28 protein-coding genes are annotated in these 22,695 nt (G+C 38.9%); 20 read left to right on the forward strand and 8 right to left on the reverse strand.

The features are described 5' to 3' along the window. Positions 1–31: 31 nt before the first annotated feature. From folD to QAP06_RS03645, 10 genes are read left to right on the forward strand one after another with little or no spacing between them, the layout of a single operon-like run. Positions 32–904, forward strand: coding sequence for a bifunctional methylenetetrahydrofolate dehydrogenase/methenyltetrahydrofolate cyclohydrolase FolD (gene folD, locus QAP06_RS03600; protein ID WP_286467067.1), 873 nt, complete (start codon positions 32–34; stop codon positions 902–904). Then, positions 904–1,776 carry a signal peptidase I gene (gene lepB, locus QAP06_RS03605; RefSeq protein WP_286467073.1) on the forward strand — a complete coding sequence of 291 codons (873 nt, stop codon included), beginning with the start codon at positions 904–906 and terminating at the stop codon, positions 1,774–1,776. Before folD ends, lepB begins: the two co-directional genes overlap by 1 nt. Positions 1,777–1,784: 8 nt before the next feature. Next, positions 1,785–2,483 carry a site-2 protease family protein gene (locus QAP06_RS03610; protein ID WP_286467080.1) on the forward strand — a complete coding sequence of 233 codons (699 nt, stop codon included), beginning with the start codon at positions 1,785–1,787 and terminating at the stop codon, positions 2,481–2,483. 33 nt (positions 2,484–2,516) lie between these two features. Then, on the forward strand, positions 2,517–2,978 hold the full coding sequence (rpiB, locus tag QAP06_RS03615) for a ribose 5-phosphate isomerase B (RefSeq protein ID WP_286467085.1): 462 nt from the start codon (positions 2,517–2,519) through the stop codon (positions 2,976–2,978). A 44-nt stretch (positions 2,979–3,022) separates the two neighbouring features. Continuing rightward, positions 3,023–3,355, forward strand: a complete 333-nt coding sequence (locus QAP06_RS03620; RefSeq protein ID WP_000495089.1) for a hypothetical protein — start codon at positions 3,023–3,025, stop codon at positions 3,353–3,355. 57 nt (positions 3,356–3,412) lie between these two features. After that, complete coding sequence (gene apt / locus QAP06_RS03625) at positions 3,413–3,952, forward strand: adenine phosphoribosyltransferase (RefSeq protein WP_001006117.1); 540 nt, start codon at positions 3,413–3,415, stop codon at positions 3,950–3,952. A gap of 14 nt (positions 3,953–3,966) precedes the next feature. Next, positions 3,967–4,545 carry a DedA family protein gene (locus QAP06_RS03630; RefSeq protein WP_000393401.1) on the forward strand — a complete coding sequence of 193 codons (579 nt, stop codon included), beginning with the start codon at positions 3,967–3,969 and terminating at the stop codon, positions 4,543–4,545. A gap of 47 nt (positions 4,546–4,592) precedes the next feature. Then, positions 4,593–6,083: a leucyl aminopeptidase gene (locus QAP06_RS03635; protein WP_286467086.1), complete on the forward strand. Its 1,491-nt coding sequence runs from the start codon at positions 4,593–4,595 to the stop codon at positions 6,081–6,083. A gap of 1 nt (position 6,084) precedes the next feature. Beyond that, complete coding sequence (gene ychF, locus QAP06_RS03640) at positions 6,085–7,185, forward strand: redox-regulated ATPase YchF (protein ID WP_286467087.1); 1,101 nt, start codon at positions 6,085–6,087, stop codon at positions 7,183–7,185. Between the two features lie 38 nt (positions 7,186–7,223). Then, positions 7,224–8,096, forward strand: coding sequence for a radical SAM/SPASM domain-containing protein (locus tag QAP06_RS03645; protein ID WP_286467095.1), 873 nt, complete (start codon positions 7,224–7,226; stop codon positions 8,094–8,096). Positions 8,097–8,237: 141 nt separating this feature from the next. Here the strand turns inward: QAP06_RS03645 and QAP06_RS03650 are convergent, their stop codons facing one another. Continuing rightward, positions 8,238–9,284, reverse strand: coding sequence for an AI-2E family transporter (locus tag QAP06_RS03650; RefSeq protein WP_286467099.1), 1,047 nt, complete (start codon positions 9,282–9,284; stop codon positions 8,238–8,240). Between the two features lie 116 nt (positions 9,285–9,400). Here QAP06_RS03650 and dapF point away from each other — a divergent pair, with 116 nt between their 5' ends. Beyond that, positions 9,401–10,237, forward strand: coding sequence for a diaminopimelate epimerase (gene dapF, locus QAP06_RS03655; RefSeq protein ID WP_286467115.1), 837 nt, complete (start codon positions 9,401–9,403; stop codon positions 10,235–10,237). A gap of 90 nt (positions 10,238–10,327) precedes the next feature. Beyond that, a complete protein-coding gene (locus tag QAP06_RS03660; protein WP_286467123.1) occupies positions 10,328–10,975 on the forward strand; it encodes a YkgB family protein in 648 nt (215 codons plus the stop codon). Between the two features lie 23 nt (positions 10,976–10,998). Here the strand turns inward: QAP06_RS03660 and QAP06_RS03665 are convergent, their stop codons facing one another. Further along, positions 10,999–11,244, reverse strand: a complete 246-nt coding sequence (locus QAP06_RS03665) for a ribbon-helix-helix domain-containing protein (protein ID WP_000418861.1) — start codon at positions 11,242–11,244, stop codon at positions 10,999–11,001. 174 nt (positions 11,245–11,418) lie between these two features. Here QAP06_RS03665 and QAP06_RS03670 point away from each other — a divergent pair, with 174 nt between their 5' ends. The 6 genes from QAP06_RS03670 to accA all read left to right on the forward strand — a co-directional run bounded on the left by QAP06_RS03670 (position 11,419) and on the right by accA (position 16,532). Next, positions 11,419–12,669: a hypothetical protein gene (locus QAP06_RS03670; protein ID WP_000996948.1), complete on the forward strand. Its 1,251-nt coding sequence runs from the start codon at positions 11,419–11,421 to the stop codon at positions 12,667–12,669. A gap of 100 nt (positions 12,670–12,769) precedes the next feature. Next, entirely contained in the window at positions 12,770–12,982 is a 213-nt protein-coding gene (gene rpsU, locus QAP06_RS03675; RefSeq protein ID WP_001117778.1) for a 30S ribosomal protein S21, read from the forward strand. Between the two features lie 38 nt (positions 12,983–13,020). After that, positions 13,021–13,764 (forward strand): 3-oxoacyl-ACP reductase FabG, encoded by a 744-nt coding sequence (gene fabG, locus QAP06_RS03680; protein WP_024117712.1) that lies wholly within the window; start codon positions 13,021–13,023, stop codon positions 13,762–13,764. A gap of 229 nt (positions 13,765–13,993) precedes the next feature. Further along, positions 13,994–14,230 carry an acyl carrier protein gene (acpP, locus tag QAP06_RS03685; RefSeq protein ID WP_078250396.1) on the forward strand — a complete coding sequence of 79 codons (237 nt, stop codon included), beginning with the start codon at positions 13,994–13,996 and terminating at the stop codon, positions 14,228–14,230. 102 nt (positions 14,231–14,332) lie between these two features. Continuing rightward, entirely contained in the window at positions 14,333–15,571 is a 1,239-nt protein-coding gene (locus QAP06_RS03690; RefSeq protein ID WP_212854003.1) for a beta-ketoacyl-ACP synthase II, read from the forward strand. A gap of 22 nt (positions 15,572–15,593) precedes the next feature. Next, entirely contained in the window at positions 15,594–16,532 is a 939-nt protein-coding gene (accA, locus tag QAP06_RS03695; RefSeq protein ID WP_286467151.1) for an acetyl-CoA carboxylase carboxyl transferase subunit alpha, read from the forward strand. A 73-nt stretch (positions 16,533–16,605) separates the two neighbouring features. Here the strand turns inward: accA and QAP06_RS03700 are convergent, their stop codons facing one another. Beyond that, complete coding sequence (locus tag QAP06_RS03700) at positions 16,606–16,791, reverse strand: hypothetical protein (RefSeq protein ID WP_240447960.1); 186 nt, start codon at positions 16,789–16,791, stop codon at positions 16,606–16,608. Positions 16,792–16,999: 208 nt separating this feature from the next. On the opposite strand from QAP06_RS03700, the gene QAP06_RS03705 reads away from it, so the two are divergent. Then, the gene (locus QAP06_RS03705) at positions 17,000–17,437 is read left to right on the forward strand and encodes a hypothetical protein (RefSeq protein ID WP_286467168.1); all 438 of its coding nucleotides are present in this window, start codon (positions 17,000–17,002) and stop codon (positions 17,435–17,437) included. Positions 17,438–17,507: 70 nt separating this feature from the next. On the opposite strand, the gene QAP06_RS03710 is transcribed toward QAP06_RS03705, so the two are convergent. The 5 genes from QAP06_RS03710 to rpmE are packed head-to-tail and all read right to left on the reverse strand — an operon-like array spanning position 17,508 to position 21,091. After that, complete coding sequence (locus tag QAP06_RS03710; RefSeq protein WP_286467175.1) at positions 17,508–18,329, reverse strand: hypothetical protein; 822 nt, start codon at positions 18,327–18,329, stop codon at positions 17,508–17,510. Further along, complete coding sequence (locus tag QAP06_RS03715) at positions 18,326–19,291, reverse strand: sialidase (RefSeq protein ID WP_286467179.1); 966 nt, start codon at positions 19,289–19,291, stop codon at positions 18,326–18,328. The genes QAP06_RS03710 and QAP06_RS03715 overlap by 4 nt, the downstream gene beginning before the upstream one ends. 12 nt (positions 19,292–19,303) lie before the next feature. Then, on the reverse strand, positions 19,304–19,987 hold the full coding sequence (gene rlmB, locus QAP06_RS03720; RefSeq protein WP_286467191.1) for a 23S rRNA (guanosine(2251)-2'-O)-methyltransferase RlmB: 684 nt from the start codon (positions 19,985–19,987) through the stop codon (positions 19,304–19,306). A 12-nt stretch (positions 19,988–19,999) separates the two neighbouring features. Continuing rightward, positions 20,000–20,863, reverse strand: coding sequence for a 16S rRNA (cytidine(1402)-2'-O)-methyltransferase (gene rsmI, locus QAP06_RS03725; RefSeq protein ID WP_286467198.1), 864 nt, complete (start codon positions 20,861–20,863; stop codon positions 20,000–20,002). A 24-nt stretch (positions 20,864–20,887) separates the two neighbouring features. Beyond that, positions 20,888–21,091 (reverse strand): 50S ribosomal protein L31, encoded by a 204-nt coding sequence (gene rpmE, locus QAP06_RS03730; RefSeq protein WP_000715278.1) that lies wholly within the window; start codon positions 21,089–21,091, stop codon positions 20,888–20,890. 264 nt (positions 21,092–21,355) lie between these two features. On the opposite strand from rpmE, the gene rho reads away from it, so the two are divergent. Beyond that, positions 21,356–22,672, forward strand: coding sequence for a transcription termination factor Rho (gene rho, locus QAP06_RS03735; protein ID WP_001004709.1), 1,317 nt, complete (start codon positions 21,356–21,358; stop codon positions 22,670–22,672). Positions 22,673–22,695 lie beyond the last annotated feature (23 nt).

Here is a 22,695-nt window from a genome sequence, read left to right on the forward strand (position 1 = left end):
TAGGATTTTAATTGATAAAGGATAAATAAGCATGCCAAATAGGGGCGTTGTTTTATTAGACGGGCAAGCGCTAGCTTATAATATAGAAAAAGATTTGAAAAATAAAATCCAAATAATAACTGCACAAACGCATAAACGCCCCAAACTAGCCGTGATTTTAGTGGGAAAAGACCCTGCGAGTATCACTTATGTCAATATGAAGATCAAAGCATGCGAAAGGGTGGGCATGGATTTTGATTTAAAAACCCTCCAAGAAAATATTACTGAAGCCAAATTGCTGTCCTTGATTAAAGATTACAATACCGATCAAAACATTTCAGGCGTTTTAGTCCAGCTCCCTTTGCCCAGACACATTGATACTAAAATGGTTTTAGAAGCCATTGACCCTAGTAAAGATGTGGATGGTTTCCACCCCCTTAATATCGGCAAGCTCTGTACTCAAAAAGAATCGTTTCTGCCAGCCACCCCTATGGGCGTGATGCGTCTTTTAAAGCATTATCATATTGAAATCAAGGGCAAGGATGTAGCGATTATTGGAGCGAGCAATATCATTGGAAAACCTTTGAGCATGCTCATGTTAAACGCTGGGGCGAGCGTGAGCGTGTGCCATATTTTGACTAAAGACATTAGTTTTTACACCCAAAACGCTGATATTGTCTGCGTGGGCGTGGGTAAGCCTGATTTGATTAAAGCGAGCATGTTAAAAAAAGGGGCTGTAGTGGTGGATATTGGGATCAATCATTTGAATGATGGGCGTATCGTGGGCGATGTGGATTTTACAAATGCGCAAAAAGTTGCCGGTTTTATCACTCCTGTGCCTAAAGGCGTGGGGCCTATGACGATCGTTTCGCTTTTAGAAAACACTTTAATCGCTTTTGAAAAACAACAAAGGAAGGGATTTTAATGAAATTTTTACGCTCTGTTTATGCATTTTGCTCCAGTTGGGTAGGGACGATCATTATTGTGCTGTTGGTTATCTTTTTTATCGCGCAAGCCTTTATCATTCCCTCTCGCTCTATGGTAGGCACGCTTTATGAGGGCGACATGCTCTTTGTCAAAAAGTTTTCTTACGGCATACCCATTCCTAAAATCCCATGGATTGAGCTCCCTGTTGTGCCTGATTTTAAAAATAACGGGCATTTGATAGAGGGGGATCGCCCCAAGCGCGGCGAAGTGGTGGTGTTTATCCCTCCCCATGAAAAAAAATCTTACTATGTCAAAAGGAATTTTGCCATTGGGGGCGATGAGGTGTTATTCACTAATGAGGGGTTTTATTTGCACCCTTTTGAGAGCGGCACGGACAAAGATTACATTGCTAAACATTACCCTAACGCCATGACAAAAGAATTTATGGGTAAAATTTTTGTTTTAAACCCTTATAAAAGTGAGCATCCGGGTATCCATTACCAAAAAGACAATGAAACTTTCCACTTAATGGAGCAGTTAGCCACTCAAGGCGCAGAAGCTAATATCAGCATGCAACTCATTCAAATGGAGGGCGAAAAGGTGTTTTATAAGAAAATCAATAACGATGAATTTTTCATGATTGGCGATAACAGAGACAATTCTAGCGACTCGCGCTTTTGGGGGAGTGTGGCTTATAAAAACATCGTGGGTTCGCCATGGTTTGTTTATTTCAGTTTGAGTTTAAAAAATAGCCTGGAAATGGATGCAGAAAATAACCCCAAAAAACGCTATTTGGTGCGTTGGGAACGCATGTTTAAAAGCGTTGAAGGCTTAGAAAAAATCATTAAAAAAGAAAACGCAACGCATTAAGGTTTTTTGTGCAATTTTTTGATTTCTCTTTAGAAAGTTTTATTACCACCTTAATGAAAATCCTAGCCCTTTTAATCGCTATCATAGGGCATGAGATCATGCATGGTTTGAGCGCGTTTTTATTTGGAGACAGGAGCGCTAAAGACGCTAATCGTTTGAGTTTAAACCCTATCAGGCATTTAGACATGATGGGTTCGGTGCTTTTACCGGCTTTATTACTCATTTTTCAAGCCCCTTTTTTGTTTGGGTGGGCTAAACCCGTGCCTGTGGATATGCGCTATATTGTCTCTCAAAAAGGCTCTCTAGCATGCGTAGTGGTGAGTTTAGCCGGGGTGGCTTATAATTTCACCTTGGCCGTTCTGCTCGCTTCCATCACGCATTGGAGCTTCCAAAAACTAGGGATCAACGCTTTAAGCATCAATGAATTAAACCTTTATCAGCTCGCTTTAGTAACCTTTCTCATTCAAGGCATTCTTTATAATCTTGTCTTAGGCGTTTTCAACAGCCTCCCTATCCCGCCTTTAGACGGCTCCAAAGCGTTAGGCTTTTTGGCGTTGCATTTTAAAAGCGCGTTTTTATTGGAATGGTTTTCTAAAATGGAACGCTACGGCATGTTGGTAGTGTTTGTCTTTTTATTTATCCCCCCTTTATCGGAGTTTTTTATCCATGCGCCCACAAGATTTTTATTTTTCTTACTCCTTTCTTAATCTTTTATTTAATCTTTTATTCAAGGAGAGTTGATGAATAAGCCCTTAAATACCGCTCAAGTTTTTATAGGAAGCGATCATGCAGGGTTGCATCTTGCAGAATTTGTTAAACATTTTTTAGAAGACAAGCGTTTTAAAGTCCAAGCTTTTTTACCCACTATGAGAGTGGATTACCCTGATTACGCTAAATTAGTGTGCCAAAAGGTCTTAGAAAATCCGCAAAGCTATGGCATTTTAGTGTGCGCCACAGGGATAGGCATGAGCATGGGCGCTAATCGTTTTAAGGGTATTAGAGCCGCTTTGTGCCTTGATGCTTACATGGCCAAAATGACTCGCTTGCACAATAACGCTAATATCTTGTGTTTGGGCGAAAAGATTAGCGGTATTGGCGTGGTGGGAAGCATTTTAGAAGCGTTTTTCTCTACAGAGTTTGAACAAGGCCGCCATGTGCTACGCATCCAAAAGCTAGATGAATCGCTGAAATCATCAACCTAATGTAGTATAATTACATCGTTTCGCTAAAAGGATATTTTAATAGAATGTTTACCCAATGGTTTATCATCACTATCGCTATTGTTTTTATCCTTTATATGGGTGTACGCACTTTCTTTTTTAAAACCGTGGCTAAACGGCAAGAACGCACCAACGCATCCATGAAGCTCACCTTACAAGAAGCTGAAATTTTGATCCAAAAACACCAGTTGCAACTCCAAAGAGCTTTAGGCAATATTGATATTCTTACCCAAGAAATGAGCTCGTTAAAAACAGAACTAAAAGCCCTTAAACAGCGCAACTCTGAATACAAAGGCGAATCGGATAAATATAAAAATCGTATTAAAGAATTGGAGCAAAAAATAGAAGCTCTCCTTTAAAAACGCTATAATAAATCAAAATCCTACAACCAATCAGTTATATTAAAGGATATTAAAATGAATGAAACGCTCAAAGAAGAACTTTTACAAAGTATCAGAGAAGTGAAAGACTACCCTAAAAAAGGGATTTTATTCAAAGATATTACCACACTACTCAACTACCCTAAACTCTTTAACAAACTCATTGACGCGCTCAAAAAACGCTATCTCGCTCTCAATATAGACTTTATCGTGGGCATTGAAGCGAGGGGGTTTATTTTAGGCTCTGCTCTCGCTTATGCACTTGGGGTGGGTTTTGTGCCTGTAAGGAAAAAGGGCAAACTCCCCGCACACACCCTGTCTCAAAGCTACAGCCTAGAATACGGGAGCGACAGCATAGAAATCCACTCTGACGCTTTTAGGGGGGTTAAAGGGGTAAGGGTGGTGTTGATTGATGACTTATTAGCCACTGGAGGCACAGCTTTGGCGAGCCTTGAGCTTATCAAAGCCCTACAAGCTGAATGCATAGAAGCATGCTTTTTGATAGGGTTAAAAGAATTACCGGGTATCCAACTTTTAGAAGAACGCGTGAAAACCTTTTGTTTGTTAGAGTGCTAGGATAAGGGTAAATTTTGGAAGAATACATTATTGACTTATGGAATCAGCATGCAGCGACTTGGGGGTATCTCATTTTATTCGGGTGGAGCATTTTAGAAGGCGAAATTGGGTTGATTTTAGCAGGGATTGCCAGCTATACCGGTCATATGCATTTAGGGTTAGCCATTTTAGTCGCAGGGATTGGGGGTTTTGTGGGGGATCAGATCTATTTTTACATCGGGCGCACCAATAAAGCTTACATCCAAAAAAAGCTAGAAAAACAACGCCGAAAACTAGCCCTAGCCCATTTATTGTTGCAAAAACACGGCTGGTTTATCATTTTTATCCAACGCTACATGTATGGCATGCGCACCATCATTCCCATTAGCATAGGTCTCACGCGCTATAGTGCTTTAAAATTCGCTATCATCAACCTCATTAGCGCGATGGTGTGGGCGAGCATTACCATTATTCTGGCGTGGTGTTTGGGAGAAGAATTATTGCATGCGTTAGGGTGGCTCAAAAAACACCCTTATGCGCTAATATTACTATTAGTATCTTTCTTGGCTTTAGTGCTGTGGTATTTCCAATACTATAGTAAGAAAAACCGCTAGAGTGCAATACAATTCTTGAAAGATATGAAATTAAAAAAGGAGACTTTATGTTAAAAATCAAATTAGAAAAAACTACTTTTGAAAACGCAAAAGCTGAATGCGGTTTGGTTTTTGTTATCAATAAGGATTTTGATCACGCTTGGGTCAAAAATAAAGAATTGCTAGAAACCTTTAAATACGAAGGCGAAGGCGTATTTTTAGACCAAGAAAATAAAATCCTGTATGTGGGCGTTAAAGAAGACGATGTGCATTTATTGAGAGAGAGTGCGTGTTTAGCCGTTCGCACCCTTAAAAAACTCGCTTTTAAAAGCGTTAAAGTGGGGGTTTATACTTGCAAAACGCATTCTAAAGATAACGCGCTTTTAGAAAATTTGAAAGCGTTGTTTTTGGGCTTGAAATTAGGCTTGTATGAATACGACACTTTTAAATCCAACAAAAAAGAAAGCGTTCTAAAAGAAGCGGTTATCGCTTTAGAATTGCACAAACCTTGCGAAAAAACTTGCGCGAATTCTTTAGAAAAGAGTGCTAAAGAAGCGTTAAAATACGCTGAAATCATGACAGAAAGCTTGAATATCGTTAGGGATTTGGTCAATACCCCCCCTATGATTGGCACTCCGGTTTATATGGCTGAAGTGGCGCAAAAAGTGGCTAAAGAAAACCATTTAGAAATCCATGTTCATGATGAAAAATTTTTAGAAGAAAAGAAAATGAACGCCTTTTTAGCGGTCAATAAAGCCTCTCTTGGCGTCAATCCTCCCCGCTTGATCCATCTAGTCTATAAGCCCAAGAAAGCGAAGAAAAAAATCGCTTTAGTGGGTAAGGGCTTGACTTATGATTGCGGAGGTTTGAGCTTGAAACCGGCTGATTACATGGTTACCATGAAAGCGGATAAAGGCGGTGGCTCTGCGGTGATTGGGCTTTTAAACGCATTAGCCAAACTGGGCGTGGAAGCTGAAGTGCATGGCATTATTGGGGCTACAGAAAACATGATAGGCCCGGCCGCTTATAAACCAGATGATATTTTGATCTCCAAAGAAGGCAAGAGCATAGAGGTCCGTAATACCGACGCTGAGGGGCGTTTGGTTTTAGCGGATTGTTTGAGCTACGCTCAAGATTTAAGCCCTGATGTGATCGTGGATTTTGCGACCCTTACTGGGGCATGCGTTGTAGGCTTGGGCGAATTCACTTCAGCGATCATGGGGCATAATGAAGAATTGAAAAACCTCTTTGAAACTTCAGGGTTAGAATCCGGCGAATTATTAGCCAAACTCCCCTTTAACCGCCATTTAAAGAAATTGATTGAATCTAAAATCGCTGATGTGTGCAATATTTCTTCTTCACGCTATGGCGGTGCGATCACAGCGGGCTTGTTTTTAAATGAATTTATTAGAGATGAGTTTAAGGATAAGTGGCTACACATTGACATTGCAGGCCCTGCTTATGTGGAAAAAGAGTGGGATGTGAATAGCTTTGGAGCGAGTGGGGCTGGGGTTAGAGCATGCACAGCTTTTGTGGAAGAATTTTTGAAAAAGGCTTGAAATGGGCTTGTCTGTAGGCATTGTGGGTTTGCCTAATGTGGGCAAATCCAGCACCTTTAACGTGCTCACTAAAACCCAAAACGCAGAGAGTGCGAACTACCCTTTTTGCACCATTGAACCCAATAAAGCCATCGTGAATGTGCCTGATAGGCGGCTTGATGCGTTGGCTCAAATCGTAAAGCCTGAACGCATTTTGCATTCTGTGGTGGAATTTGTGGATATTGCCGGATTGATTAAGGGAGCGAGTAAGGGAGAGGGTTTAGGCAATCAATTTTTAGCCAATATCAAGGAATGCGAAGTGATCTTGCAAGTGGTGCGCTGTTTTGAAGACGACAACATCACGCATGTGAACAACAAAATTGACCCCCTAAATGATATAGAGATTATTGAATTGGAGTTGATTTTAGCGGATATTGCCACTTTAGACAAAAGGATCGATCGCTTGCAAAAAGCCTTAAAAAGCTCAAAAGACGCTAAAAATCTTTTAGAATGTGCTTTGAGTTTAAAAACGCATTTAGAAGAATTAAAACCGGCGAAAACTTTCCCCTTGAATACAAGCGAGGCTTTTTTGGAGTTGGACAAGGAATTGCGTTTTTTATCTCATAAAAAAATGATCTATGCCGCTAATGTGGGCGAAGAAGATTTAAACGCACTCAATGAGCATGCTAAAAAAGTCAAAAACTATGCGAAAGAGCAAAATAGCGAGTTTGTTGCCTTGTGCGCTAAATTGGAAGAAGAAATGGTTTCTATGAGCGAAGATGAAGTCAAAGAATTTTTGCAAAGTTTAGGCGTAGAAGAAAGCGGGCTAGAAAAGACCATTCGTTTGAGTTTTAAGGAATTAGGCTTGATCAATTATTTTACCGCTGGAGTCAAGGAAGTGCGATCATGGACGATTAAAAAAGGCTCTAGTGCACCTATGGCTGCTGGGGTGATCCATAAGGATTTTGAAAAAGGCTTTATTAGGGCTGAAACCATCAGTTATGATGATTTTATCGCTTATAAGGGCGAAGCCGGAGCGAAAGAAAATGGAGCGTTACGCATTGAAGGCAAGGATTATATCGTCCAAGATGGCGATGTGTTGCATTTTCGCTTCAATGTCTAGTGTCTTTTCAAACAAGTGTTACTATTTTCTCATAAGAATTGACACCCAATAAGAAACTTTTTAAAAAAATCTATATAGAATTAAGCGATATTTGCGGGTTGCAATGCGGTTTTTGCCCTAACCCTAAAAATATCAGAGGCGTGATGCCTTTAGGATTATTTGAAAAAGTTTGTAAAGAAGTGGTCCCCTTAACCCAAATGATCACCTTGCATGTCTTAGGCGATCCTTGCAAGCTCAAAAATTTAAACCACTATTTAAGCACCGCTAAACGCTTTTCTTTGAAAGTGGATTTGGTAACTAGCGGAGCGTATTTGCACGACTTTGAGGCGCTTTTACAAGATGTAATCTATCAAATTTCTATTTCTTTAGACGCAGGGCTAGACCATCATAACAAAATCAACCAGCACCGCTACATCCAAAAAATTTTAGAATTTTGCCGCTACAAATTTGAAAAAAATAGCGAAGTGTTTTTGAATTTACGCATTCAAGACAGCACCCTTGAGAAACACCAGAATTTGATCAAGCCTTTTTTAGAAAGCTTTGAATGTGTTTCTTTAGAAGGTTTAAAAACGCAAGGCCGTGCTCGTTTGTTTAAAAAAAGTTTTTTGAATATCCAAAAAACCTTTAAATGGCCGAATTTGAACGCCCAAAATCCTTTAAACCAAGAATCAAAGATCCCCTATTGTTACGGCTTAATCAAGCAAATCGCTATTTTATCTAATGGCGTTGTCGTGCCGTGCTGCATGGACACGCAAGCTAATATCAGCCTTGGCGATTTAAACCATACGCCCCTAAAAGATGTTTTAAAAAGCCAAAAAGCTATGGCTATCAAAAACCATTTTTTAAAGGGCGAAGCGTTAGAACCTTTATGCAAAAACTGCTCCTACCCTTTGATCCGCTATAAAAAATGAAATTTGTATCTATTAAGATATGGGTTTAAATTTGCGTTCGCATTGAATGAGGCGTTTGAAAATTCTTCATAAGAATGGTTATTTCTATAACTCACTCTTATATATCATTTTTAAACATTTCGTTGTGAGCCATAGGGTGTATCATTCGCATGCTTTTTGATCGTTTTGGATAAAGTAATTTTCATACAATCGCAGTAACGCAATAAAAAACGCCGTGATAGTAGGCCCTACAATAATCCCCCAAAAACCAAATTGTGAAATCCCAGCAATCATGGAAAAGAAAATCAGCATTTCATTGATTTTAAGGGTGGTTTTAAAGATTCTTTTTTTGATGAATACGATTAAAATTGGCTTGATCACGCTATCAATCAGCACGCTAATCAATAAAATGGAATACAAAGCGATAAAAATAGCCTCATTCACATTTCCATGATAAAGCTCATAAATCGCTATAGGAATCCAGATCAAAGCCCCCCCAACAGCCGGCACCAAAGACGCTAGGCCGTATAAAATCCCTAAAGACCAGCCGTCATGCCCAAACCATACGATCATCACCCCAAACGCCACGCCCTCTAAAATAACCGTGATGAGAGAAGTTAAAAGCACGATGCGTAAAATCCCAGCCACTTCTTCAAAAATCTTTTTGCTTTGATTGATTCCAAGAGGCAAGACCCCAAAAAAATAACGATAAAATCTCTCCCCGTAATAAAAAAAGAAAAACAACAGCCCCAAGATAAACAAGGCGTCTGTAATGAGTTTCAAGCTGTATCTCCCCACATAGCTGCTTATTTTCAACAAATAGCCCGTGATTGAAGCGGCGCTAAAATTTTCTAAAAACTTGCTCGCTCCATCATGAATGGTAGGAAAATGCGATAAATTTTCAGTGATTGTCCCTTTAAGCCATTTGATTAGAGCTGAAAATTTTTCAAAATTGATTTCAAAAATGATATTAGAACTTTTATAAACAATAAAATACAACGGCACGATCAAAACGCTCGCTAAAACCAAAACGCATAAAAACGAACTGACAACATTGAAAAAGCGTTTATCCAGAAAAACTTTCACTTGAAAAAACCCCACGCACAAAAGCCCAGCGATCAATGCATCCATTAAAAAATCTTGATACAAATAGATCATCCAATAAAAACCAATCAAAAAAAGAATCCAAAAGAAATACTGAGCTTTCATAAAAATTATCCCCATTAAACTGAACCAAAAATTATCAAATGTTAGCTAAAAAACGCTCTTTTAAGGATAAAAAACCTCTTTTAACTTATAATTAAAATCAAAAAGGCTTATCATAGATGGTGTTTTACAAATATTCAGGGAGTGGGAATGATTTTTTAATCGTTCAAAGTTTCAAAAAAAAAGATTTTTCAAATTTAGCCAAACAGGTGTGCCATAGGCATGAGGGTTTTGGGGCTGATGGGCTTGTAGTCGTCTTACCGAGTAAGGATTATGACTATGAATGGGATTTTTACAATTCAGACGGCTCTAAAGCTGGCATGTGCGGGAATGCGAGCCGTTGCGTGGGGTTATTTGCCTACCAACATGCTATAGCCTCTAAAAACCATGTTTTTTTAGCCGGAAAAAGAGAGATTTCTGTTTGCATAGAAGAGCCCAATATCATAGAGAGCAATCTTGGTAACTACAAAATCCTAGACACCATACCCGCTTTAAGATGCGAAAAATTTTTTTCAAGCGACAGCGTTTTAGAACATATCCCTACTTTCTATCTCATAGATACAGGAGTGCCGCATTTAGTGGGATTTGTGGAAAATAAAGAGTGGTTAAATTCCCTTAATGCGCTGGAATTAAGGGCTTTAAGGCATGCGTTTAACGCTAATATTAACATCGCTTTTATAGAAAATGAAGAGACGATTTTTTTACAAACTTATGAAAGAGGGGTTGAAGATTTCACGCTGGCTTGCGGGACAGGCATGGCGGCGGTTTTTATCGCCGCGCGCATTTTTTATAACACGCCTAAAAAAGCCACTCTCATCCCTAAAAGCAACGAATCTTTAGAACTTTCTTTAAAAAATGATGAAATTTTTTATAAGGGTGCGGTGCGTTATATTGGCATGAGTGTTTTGGGCATGAGTGTTTTGGGCATGAGTGTTTTTGATCGTTATTTCTTATAATAGTAATGATTTTGTTGTAATTAAACATAATGCGCTATCATTTCCAGGCTGTTTTTAGCAATACAAAAAATATCCTAAAGGAATAAAACCATGCAAGCGTTAAAATCATTGCTTGAAGTGATGACAAAACTCCAGAATTTAGGCGGCTATTTGATGCATATAGCTATTTTTATCATTTTTATTTGGATTGGAGGGCTTAAGTTTGTGCCGTATGAAGCCGAAGGGATCGCTCCTTTTGTGGCTAACTCCCCTTTCTTTTCTTTCATGTATCAATTTGAAAAACCCGCATACAAACAACACAAAATGTCTGAATCCCAATCCATGCAAGAAGAAATGCAAGATGACCCTAAAATCGTTGAAAACAAAGAATGGCATAAAGAAAACCGCACTTATTTAGTGGCTGAAGCTTTAGGGATCACGATTATGATCCTAGGTATTTTGGTGCTTTTAGGGCTTTGGATGCCTTTAATGGGCGTGATTGGAGGCTTGCTTGTCGCTGGAATGACGATCACGACTCTGTCTTTTTTATTCACAACTCCCGAAGTGTTTGTCAATCAGCATTTCCCATGGCTTTCTGGGGCTGGAAGGCTAGTGGTTAAAGACTTGGCGTTATTTGCTGGAGGCTTGTTTGTGGCCGGATTTGATGCGAAACGCTATTTAGAGGGGAAAGGGTTTTGCTTGATGGATCGCTCATCAGTAGGGATTAAAACTAAATGCTCTAGTGGGTGTTGCTCTTAAAGGACGAAGACCTTAAAGTAGGCTTAAAGCCTACTGGAAGAATCGCAATTAATAGAAAGATCTTGGTTAGTGCCTTTTTTATAAATGATTGTTTTTAAAATGTGGCGTTTGACAAAGGAATTGACGCTTTCTACTTCTTCATCAGCTAATCGTCTTAAAACATCATGTTCGTCTTTAGAGAGATAAAAAGTAACTGAAAAATTGCGTTTCAACTCATCTACAGCGACACGCTTGCGACCGGGTTTTATATTTTTATTTCCTAATTCCATTAAAATTTCCTTTTTTAGTTAGTATGTAATGTAACATCATAACGGCTATTCTAACATGAAATAAGCGCTATTTTATATTAAATCTAAAGAAAAATATTTTTAGATGTGCTAGAATACCCATTGGTTACAAGATAAGCTTTTTTATCAAAAATAATGATGACATAGAGGTAACAAGTGGCAATAAACACCTTTTTAAAACATTCTTTTTTGGTCTGTTTGTTAGCGGTTAATTCTTACGCTTTTGATTGGAATATTTTTAAATACAATCTGGGTTTCAATATGTTTATCATGGACCATGAAGGCTCAACGCCTTATTGGGTCAATACTAACACCAATCTTAAAACCCGTTTGACTCCAAATTTTGGGATCCAATTTTATACAAGAGGTGTGGAGCAAAGCCTTACTGTAGGGGCGTATTTTTTTCAAAACTTCCATAACTACAGCACTAATTTTCCCTACCGCTGGGGGCCTACTATGTATTATAAGGCTAGGGGAAAGCGTTTTACTTTTTATGGTGGCATCTTTCCTAGAAAAAACCTCTTAGGAAGGTATGGTTTGAATATTTTTGCCCCTTATTATTGGTTTATCGATCCAAACGCTAGGGGTTTTTTATTGCAATTTCAAAACCATTATTCGCCTTCAAAACCCTATTATGGGCATGCGGAGTTCATGCTGGATTGGTTTGGAGGCAATTGTTACAACACTTGTAAGTTTGGGAGAAACCCTTATGGGAACGCGATGGACAGGTTTCAAATGAACGGCTCTGTCGCTTATAATTTCTTTAAGGATTTATTGGGTATTGGAGGGTATTTTGTCTTGTTCCATAACGAAGACAAATACCTTTTGAATGGGGCTGATGGCATGCAGTTTAATGAAAAAAAAGCGATTGACAACAATAATATTTATCTTATGGATCGCCTCTACTTTAACGCTTACATAGGGACAAGCCTTTTAGACATCGCCCCCTTTATGGAAAAGCTCAACGCCAGTTTTGGCATGGTTTCTGAATCAAGCCGATTAAGACAAATTCACAAAAATGTGCCTTTTATGAACAGCGTGGGCGGGCAATTGGATGTGGAGATCCAATACAAAGGCTTTGGCATCCACAATTTATTTTTCTTCGCCAAGACCCCAGAGATGCCTTTTTATAACCAATACCAGTATGTTGAAATGTATTGCACGCCTTCATATTGCCCCACGCCTATTTATCGTGGCGTGCCATTCTTTCAAGCCAACATGTATAACCGTTTTGATTTCTATTACAACTGGAAAAACGACTTCGCATCGGTCCGCATCAATTTCGTGCTTAATGCGATGCGTGGGGGCTTTGATAGGAGCTTGCCTTGGTCAGAATCTTACCAAGTGTATATGACGGTCGCCTTTGATCCTTATAACCTTATTAACAAAATTGCCAGAAAAAAGTGAAAATTCTTGACAACCAGTTAATTCGTCTTATATAATGCTGTTTCATTTGTAGCCATTGTTAAGCAATGATTTTAAGCTATGGAAAAGAGGTGATAGCAGTATGCCAGGGATTAAGGTTAGAGAAGGCGATGCGTTTGATGAAGCTTATAGGAGATTCAAAAAGCAAACCGATCGCAATTTGGTGGTAACAGAGTGCCGCGCTAGAAGGTTCTTTGAGTCTAAGACTGAAAAACGCAAAAAACAAAAAATCAGCGCTAAAAAGAAAGTCTTAAAGCGTCTTTATATGTTAAGGCGTTATGAATCAAGACTATAAAAACTTGAACGAATTTAAAATGTAAGGATTATGGAATAATGCAATTCACAGGGAAAAATGTTCTTATTACTGGGGCTTCTAAAGGTATTGGGGCTGAAATCGCCAAAACTCTCGCTTCCATGGGGCTGAAAGTTTGGATCAATTACCGCAGTAATGCTGAAGTGGCTGACGCTTTGAAAAATGAGCTTGAAGAAAAAGGCTATAAGGCAGCTGTCATTAAATTTGATGCGGCTTCTGAAAGCGGTTTTATTGAAGCGATACAAACCATTGTCCAAAGCGATGGAGGTTTGTCTTACTTGGTGAATAACGCCGGTGTGGTGCGCGATAAATTAGCGATCAAAATGAAAACAGAAGATTTTCACCATGTCATAGATAATAACCTCACTTCAGCCTTTATAGGTTGCAGAGAAGCTTTAAAGGTGATGAGTAAGAGTCGTTTTGGGAGTGTGGTTAATGTCGCTTCTATCATTGGTGAAAGAGGTAATATGGGGCAGACAAACTACTCAGCGAGTAAGGGGGGGATGATTGCGATGAGCAAGTCCTTTGCTTATGAGGGAGCTTTAAGGAATATTCGTTTCAACTCTGTAACGCCCGGTTTTATAGAAACCGACATGAACGCCAATTTGAAAGACGAACTCAAAGCGGATTATGTTAAAAACATTCCTTTAAACAGGCTAGGGTCTGCTAAGGAAGTGGCAGAAGCGGTAGCGTTTCTTTTGAGTGATCACTCTAGTTACATCACTGGAGAGACTCTCAAAGTCAATGGCGGGCTTTATATGTAGTCCTAAACAAAGGGTTCTTTTAGCGATAAAAGTTTGTAAGTAGCAAAAATCATGCTAACATTATGAGGTTATTCTAAAACAAAGAGGTTATTATCAAATGGGGATTATTTACTTAATATTGTTTCTCATTGTAATTTATTTGTTGTATAGGATTTTAGATGTTTTGGAGCAAAAATAAACGCTCCAATAATGGTTGATTTAATTTTTACAAAACAAGGGAGTTTTAATTATGGCTTTATTTGAAGATATTCAGGCAGTTATTGCTGAGCAGTTGAATGTGGATGCGGCACAAGTTACGCCAGAGGCGGAGTTTGTGAAGGATTTGGGTGCGGACTCTTTAGATGTCGTGGAATTAATCATGGCGTTAGAAGAAAAGTTTGACATTGAGATTCCTGATGAGCAAGCGGAAAAAATCGTCAATGTGGGCGATGTGGTGAAGTATATTGAGGATAATAAACTAGCTTAATCTTTTTAACTTGGAGCGTTTGTCTCCAGGTTTTAGTTAAAAATTTGGCTTTAGCTAAAATCTAGTTTTATTGAATTAAAGTTTTGAAATGAGGAGCTATTGGTGCGTCGGATTGTAGTAACTGGAATGGGAATGATCAATTCGCTAGGTTTAAATAAAGAAGATTCTTTTTTAGCGATCGCTAAAGGGGAATGCGGTATCAAACACATAGAAAGTTTTGATGCGAGCGCGTTTCCTGTGCGTATTGCTGGAGAAATCACTGACTTTGACCCTACAGAGGTGATGAATCCCAAAGATGTTAAAAAGGCGGGTCGTTTCATTCAATTGGCTTTGAAAGCCACAAAAGAGGCGATGAAAGATAGTGGGATTTTAGACGCTCACAATAAATGCCCTGAAGAATTGGCAAATCGCATGGGCGTAAGCTCTGGCTCTGGGATTGGCGGGTTAGGCAATATTGAAGCGAATTCCATTTTTTGTTTTGAAAAAGGCCCTAGAAAAGTCAATCCCTTTTTTATCACTTCTGCATTAGTGAATATGATTGGTGGTTTCACTTCCATTGAGTTTGGCATTAAAGGGCCTAACCTCTCTAGCGTAACGGCTTGTGCAGCAGGCACTCATGCCATTATTGAGGCCGTTAAAACCATTCTGCTTAATGGGGCTGATAAAATGCTAGTCGTGGGAGCGGAATCCACCATTTGTCCTGTAGGGATTGGGGGGTTTGCGAGCATTAAAGCCCTTTCTACAAGGAACGATGATCCCAAAAAAGCTTCAAGACCTTTTGATAAGGATCGCAATGGTTTTGTGATGGGCGAAGGTGCTGGGGCTTTGGTGCTTGAAGAATACGAGAGCGCGAAAAAAAGAGGGGCAAAAATTTATGCAGAATTTGCCGGATATGGCGAGAGCGGCGATGCTAACCACATCACAGCCCCGGCTCCTGAGGGCGAAGGGGCTTTTAGAGCCATGAAAATGGCTTTAGAAATGGCGAAAGTGGAAGTAGGCTATGTGAACGCTCATGGGACTAGCACGCATTATAACGATTGGTATGAAAGCATCGCTCTAAAAAATGTGTTTGGCTCTAAAGAAAAAGTCCCTCCCATCAGCTCCACTAAAGGGCAGATTGGGCATTGTTTGGGCGCTGCGGGTGCATTAGAAGCCGTTATTTCTATCATGGCCATGAATCAAGGAATCTTACCTCCTACTATCAATCAAGAAACGCCTGACCCAGAATGCGATTTGGATTATATCCCCAATGCGGCCAGAGAAAAGCAAGTGGATGCGGTGATGAGTAACTCATTTGGTTTTGGTGGCACTAATGGTGTTGTGATTTTCAAAAAAGCCTAGTTTTACAAAGTTAGGATTTTGAATGGCCATTTATTTAGATTTTGAAAATCATATTAAAGAGATTCAAAATGAAATTGAATTATCCCTTATTAGAGGCGATGAGGACGCTAAAGAAATCTTAGAAAAAAGATTGGACAAGGAAGTTAAAAGCATTTACTCCAATCTCACTGATTTTCAAAAACTCCAATTAGCAAGACACCCTGACAGACCCTACGCTATGGATTACATTGATCTCATCTTAAAAGATAAGTATGAAGTCTTTGGAGATAGGCACTATAACGATGATAAAGCGATCGTGTGTTTTATAGGGAAGATTGATAATGTTCCGGTTGTGGTGATCGGAGAAGAAAAGGGCAGAGGGACTAAAAACAAGCTCTTAAGAAATTTCGGCATGCCCAACCCTTGCGGCTATCGTAAGGCTTTGAAAATGGCAAAATTTGCTGAAAAGTTTAATTTGCCTATTTTGATGCTTGTAGATACAGCCGGGGCGTATCCGGGGATTGGCGCAGAGGAAAGAGGCCAGAGTGAAGCGATCGCTAAAAACCTCCAAGAGTTCGCTTCCTTAAAAGTCCCTACTATTTCTGTAATTATTGGTGAAGGGGGCAGTGGTGGTGCGTTAGCGATTGCGGTGGCTGACAAATTGGCTATGATGGAATATTCCATTTTTAGCGTTATATCCCCAGAAGGTTGTGCGGCGATTCTTTGGGATGACCCTAGCAAGACTGAAGTGGCTATTAAAGCGATGAAAATCACGCCTAGAGACTTAAAGGAGGCGGGGCTTATTGATGATATTATCTTAGAGCCTAGCAAAGGGGCTCATAGAGACAAATTTTCAGCCGCTAACACGATCAAAGAGTATTTTTTGGACGCTCTAAGGACTATCCAACAAGACCCTCATTTCCTTGACAACCGCTATCAAAAATTGATGTCGCTTGGTTCGTTTGTGGAGGGCATGAATTAGATCTATAAAAAACTTTGCCTTAATGAAATATTGATAATTGGTTCTTTAACTTTTAAAATTGTGTTTTTAAACTTTATTTTAAACCCATTTTCTTAAAGAAATAAGGGGTGTTTTGAAATAATTCCCCAACTAAAATCCCCCCTAAAGACCGCTTTAAAAATACCGCTTGAATAAAATCAAGCTCTCTACTATCCAATCTTAAAAAATGCAATATTTTTTCATAACCAACGCTCGATAAAAACAAAGCCAAATTTTTCACTACTTGCTATCATTTTAGAAAAAAGCGAATATTTTACATAGTTTGTAAAATAATATAAAAAACATCATTATGTTACCAATCTGCTATCTCTCTCCTTTTGTTTGAATATAAAAAGACAATCATCATGCTCAACATATTGAATGAAAGCATTCTTATTTTACAATACAAAAGTTAGGTCTAATGGTATTTTAAAAAAGAAAGAAATCCCATGGTTATATATGAAAAAATCAAAAGCCGCTTTTCTAGGAATTGGTCTTTAAGGGATAGGGGTAGGCATTTTGCATCTTTGAGCGTGTATTTTTTCTCACTTCTTGTCATTACAGCGGTTAATAGAAGTATCGCAGTTGCTTGGTTATTGATGCCTGAACATTTGATTTGGTGGTTTTTGATTTCTTTTAGTGGGGAATTTGTAGCAGACATGGCGTTTGGCAAAAAAAGTAAAATCCTTAAAACCCGCTTTGGAATTTCTATTGTGAGCGGCATTTCACTATTGCTTGGCGCTTTACCAGCGCATTTATTTTTTGTATGGTTTGGCTTTATTAATTGGTGGGCTGTCTTTTTTATAGAAGCGGGAGCTGATCTATTGGTGGGCTGTGTGATACAAAAGATTTTTTTTGGTAAATATTGGGTGGATCGCTATTATTAAGGCTCTTTTTTTTCAAGCCTGAAAGCGGATTTTCTCATATTCCAATCAATTGGATAAGGGTTACCCCTACTTAAGGCATCGCATCAAAAACCACGCTAATCCCGTTTTTTAAAATGATAGGGTTTTTCGCGTCAGTGATATGGATAAAACGCACGCCATCAAGCAAGTTAAGAGCGATTTCTTGTTGTCTGTTTTCTTTAGCAATGATTTGAATGATCTTTAAGTTTTCATCATAAAAAATGATTTTGGGTTGCCACAAAGGGTTATTAGAGCTTATTTTTAAATACGCGTTTTGATTCACGCTCAGCCAATATTTCCCGCTCGCTTCCTTAAACTCCACAGGATCGCTACTCAAAACTAAGACTCTCGCATTAGGGAGCTTGATTTTTTGTAAGACAAAGTCGTATTCCCACTCTTTTAAAGACACCCGTCTAATATCTGTAAAATCAAAACCATGCCTTTTCATCGTCTCTATCAAAATATTAGGGTCTAAAACATATTCCGTTTTAAGCTCGTATGAAAAAACATTCTCGCCCAAAGAGCTTTGCATCTTAATGGGCAAAACATACGAATACCCCATCATGCTCAAAGAATTATTGATGCTTTTGGCAAACACTAGCGGATTGCTTGAAGCCTTGAAAGTGATTTTCAACATGCTTGGTTTGTCAAAATTAAAAGACAAAAGCCCGTTTTCTTTGAGAGTGTTGAGCAGTTTCAAGGAATCCAAACGCCCCATCACATAGAAATCCTTACGATTTTTAAACAAACGCTCTAAAAAAAGCTTGTTCGTATGATAGGCTCGCTCCCCCATTAAATTCTCAATCTTATCGTTTAAAGCATCAGCGCTTAATAGCGTCCCCCCAACAATAAAAGCTAAAAAAAGGTTTTTCATTGCTGGAGTTCTTTGTATTGGGCCTCGTTGATGAGCGTTAAGCCTTTATTTGGCTCGTATAAAAACCGCCTGGTTTTGCTGTCGTTATATTCTTGTTCTTGATGGTTGTTTTTAAGACTAAGATGCCCATGCCCAAAACGCAACAACAGGCGGTGGTTTTTGGTTTCTAAAGAATAATTTTTTTTAAAAACCTTTTGAAAGGAGTTTTTTTTCTCATCCAAATCAATCACTTCTACCCAAATATCTTTTTTAGGGATAATATAAATGGTATTAGGATTTTCTTTGATCGCTTCTTTTTCTTGCCTGTCTTGTTCTTTTAGTTTTTCTCCTAGTTTAGGCGTTGGCTCTGGCTTGTTTTCTTCTGTAGGATTAGCTTTATTGAAAGAACTCTTTTTAGTGCCGGATTTAATAGCGCTTTCTTGCTCTCTTTCTTCTTTTAAAGAAGAGCTGTTTTGAATGATAACGATCGCCAACACAATGACAATCACCCCTATAACCAAAACAAAGGGTTTCCATTTGGAAGATTTTTTGGATAATGAAGTATTGGCTTGATTGATGCTGTAATCCAATTCAACCTTAAGGGGTTTTTTTGCTGTTTCTTCAGGATCTGTTTCTTGATTTTTCTCTTCACTTACGCCCTCTTTAAAAACACACACTTTGTCAAATTCTTTCATCCATGCGCTCAAATCAATTTTATACTCGCGCTCTAAAATTTGTATAAATCCCCTAGCATGCACCCTTGATAAAGACTCATAGCGTTTTTCCAAGATAGAATGGATATTTTTAGAAGCAATTTTAGTCGCCTTGCAAATTTCTGCCACTCCAACTTCTTTTAAAATCTGCAAATTTTTATCTAAATTTTTAAGCGATAATTCTTCTAAAGCCGCACCAGAAATATCTTTAGAAATGTTTTGAACATCAGAAAGATCTAAATTTTCTAAACTTTTTTTATGCTGTTCCATTCAATTGACCACCTAGTTGATTTTATCTATTAAGATCCCTGCTGCCACGCTCACATTGAGCGAATCAAAATCTCTTCGCATCTTTACGCTCAATATAGCATCCATTTTAGCAAGGATTTTTTTAGACAATCCCTCATGCTCGCTCCCCAAAAAAAGAGCGCATTTTTTTAAGGATAGATTTTCTGCTTGGCTAGAGCCTTGCATGCTCGCACCCAAACATAAAAACCCGCTCGTTTTCAATTCATTGATTAAATCCAGCGTGTTAGGTGCAACGCTAAAAGGCAAATCATACATAAGCCCCAAGCTGGATCGCACAATCCCCTCATAAGCCAATTCTTTAGCAAAATCTAAAATAACGCCATCCATTCCTAAGCAATACGCGCTCCTAAAAATACCCCCAATATTCCCCACATCCGTAATCCCGCAAAGTACCAAAAGTTTTTGAGCTTTTTTAACCTCTTTTAAAGAAACCGCTAAGGGCAGTTCCACCTTAGCTAAAACCCCTTGATGGTTCCCCCCCTTAGCCAAGCTTTGCGCTTTTTTATTATCCACTTTGATGATATTAGGGCATGCTTTTTTGAGTGCGAAAAAAAACTTTTTGTCTATTTCTTTAGAAAGATAGATTTCTTGCAATTTTTCTTGATGGGAGTTTAGAAGGCGCATAACCACCTGCTTGCCATAAACCACTGCTTGCATGCTAAACCCCTTTTATTGATTTTTTTCTTCTAACAAACGCTGGAAATAAAGCTCTTTAGCGTTTTTTTGTGTCATAGAGGCTTCAATTTTAGCCTTAATTTTAGGAGGTAAATCCAACTCCAATAACGCCGATAGCCCCATGCAAGGCTCTATTTTTTTTTCATTCAAAAGCACTAAAACCCACTCCCCTTGGATAGTGCTTTGTTGCAACCGCTCTATGATTTGAGAAACCTCTCCTAAATAATATTGCTGGTGGAGTTTGGTAAGCTCTTTAGCCGCAAACAAATGCATGCCTTTAGCCAAATCGTTTAAATCCTTTAAAGTCTCCAACAATCGGTGCGGGCTTTCATAAAAAACCACCGGGGTTTTTTCTTCTAAATACGCTAAAGCGTTTAAAATTTTAGCGATTTTTAAGCGCCTTTCCTTACTCTTATGAGGTAAAAAGCCGGCGTAAAAAAATCGCCCTTCTAAAAACCCGCTCGCGCAAAACGCCGTAGTGAGCGCATTAGCCCCAGGCAAAACATCGTATTGAATGTTATGTTTTAAAGCGTAAGCGGCTAAACTCATGCCTGGATCGCTCAAACTTGGCATGCCCGCATCGCTCATCACAGCGATTTCTTTGTCAAAAAAAGAAAGCTCTATTTGGTTTAAAAATTCCCGGTCATTGTGCGAATGGAATGCGATAAATTCCCTTTTTTTAGTAGCGATATTAGGGAAAGAATGGCTAATAACAGGGTTTTGCGCAAGCAAGTGCAACAACCTCTTACTCACCCTTGTATCCTCGCATAAAAAAACCTCGCAACGCTCTAAAACTTCTAAGGTGCGTAGCGTAATGTCAGCGAGATTACCTATAGGAGTGGGCAAAAAATACAGCACAAAAAGCCACGCTTTTTAAAAGAGTTACTTCAAGTTGTAGCGTTGCTTGAATTTCTCTACTCTCCCTGCAGTGTCAGCGATTTTATCGCTACCGGTATAGAAAGGGTGGCAAAAGCTGGAAATATCAATACGCATTTCAGGTTTAGTGCTTAAAACTTCAATTTCTTTCCCGCTGGTTACGCAAGTAACTTTGCATGGGATATATTCGGGGTGAATGCCTTTTTTCATCAAGTATCCTTTATTTTTAAATTTAAACTTAAGATTATAGCATAAGTAACAACAAATTAAAACCACTCTAAAGTTAAAATAAAATTTGACTTTGTTAAAAAAATTATGATAGCATAACGAAGCATTACGAAATTCAACACTTGTGGCATGGGCCACTTATTAGCATCTTTTGGTTACACTAATTTTTTAAGAATGCTTTAGCTTTTTGTATTTTTATCTTAATTGCAACAAACCAGAAATCTCTTTTTGTTAAAAGGAAATTTAATGAACGAAAACGCACCTACGCACAAAAGTTCGCACAAAGTCAAAACACACACGCCAGTGAGCGGTTATCACATTGAAGATTTACGCACCTACCCTACTGAAAAGCTTTTAGAAATCGCTAACAAGCTTAAAGTGGAAAACCCCCAAGAATTCAAACGACAAGACTTGATGTTTGAAATTTTAAAAACCCAAGTTACGCAAGGTGGATACATTCTTTTTACCGGGATTTTAGAAATCATGCCTGATGGTTATGGCTTTTTAAGAGGGTTTGATGGGAGTTTTTCAGATGGGCATAACGACACTTATGTCAGCCCTTCTCAAATCAGGCGTTTTGCTTTAAGGAATGGCGATATTGTTACCGGTCAAGTGCGATCCCCCAAAGACCAGGAAAAATACTACGCCCTTTTAAAAATAGAAGCCATCAATTATTTGCCTTCAGATGAGATTAAAAACCGCCCTTTGTTTGACAATCTAACCCCCCTATTCCCTGATGAACAAATCAAATTAGAATACGAACCCACTAAAGTTACCGGCAGAATGTTAGATTTATTCAGCCCTGTGGGGAAAGGTCAAAGGGCTTTGATTGTTGCGCCACCAAGGACTGGGAAAACGGAGCTGATGAAAGAACTCGCCCAAGGCATCACTTCTAACCACCCTGAAGTGGAATTGATTATCCTTTTAGTGGATGAGCGCCCTGAAGAAGTTACGGATATGCAACGAAGCGTTAAGGGACAAGTTTTTAGCTCCACTTTTGATTTACCCGCAAACAACCACATAAGAATCGCTGAATTAGTCCTAGAAAGGGCTAAAAGGCGAGTGGAAATGGGAAAAGATGTGGTGGTTTTATTAGATTCAATCACTCGTTTAGCCAGAGCGTATAACGCTGTAACGCCTTCAAGCGGTAAGGTTTTAAGTGGGGGCGTGGATGCGAACGCCTTGCACAGGCCCAAGCGCTTTTTTGGAGCCGCAAGGAATATTGAAGAAGGCGGGAGCTTGACGATTATCGCTACTGCGTTGATTGAAACGGGATCTAGAATGGATGAGGTGATTTTTGAAGAATTTAAAGGCACCGGGAATAGCGAAATCGTTTTAGCGAGGAATATTGCAGACAGGCGCATTTACCCGGCCTTTGATATTTTAAAATCCGGCACACGAAAAGATAATATCTTGCTTGGCAAAGACCGATTGACTAAAGTGTGGGTTTTAAGGAATGTGATGCAACAAATGGATGACATAGAAGCCTTAAGCTTTGTGTATTCTAAAATGCAACAAACTAAGGACAATGAAGAATTTTTGAATTTAATGAATGAAAAATAAAATCCCTTATTAAAATCCCATTA

The organism is Helicobacter pylori, assembly GCF_030323545.1.
GTDB classification, from domain to species: Bacteria; Campylobacterota; Campylobacteria; order Campylobacterales; family Helicobacteraceae; genus Helicobacter; species Helicobacter pylori_CO.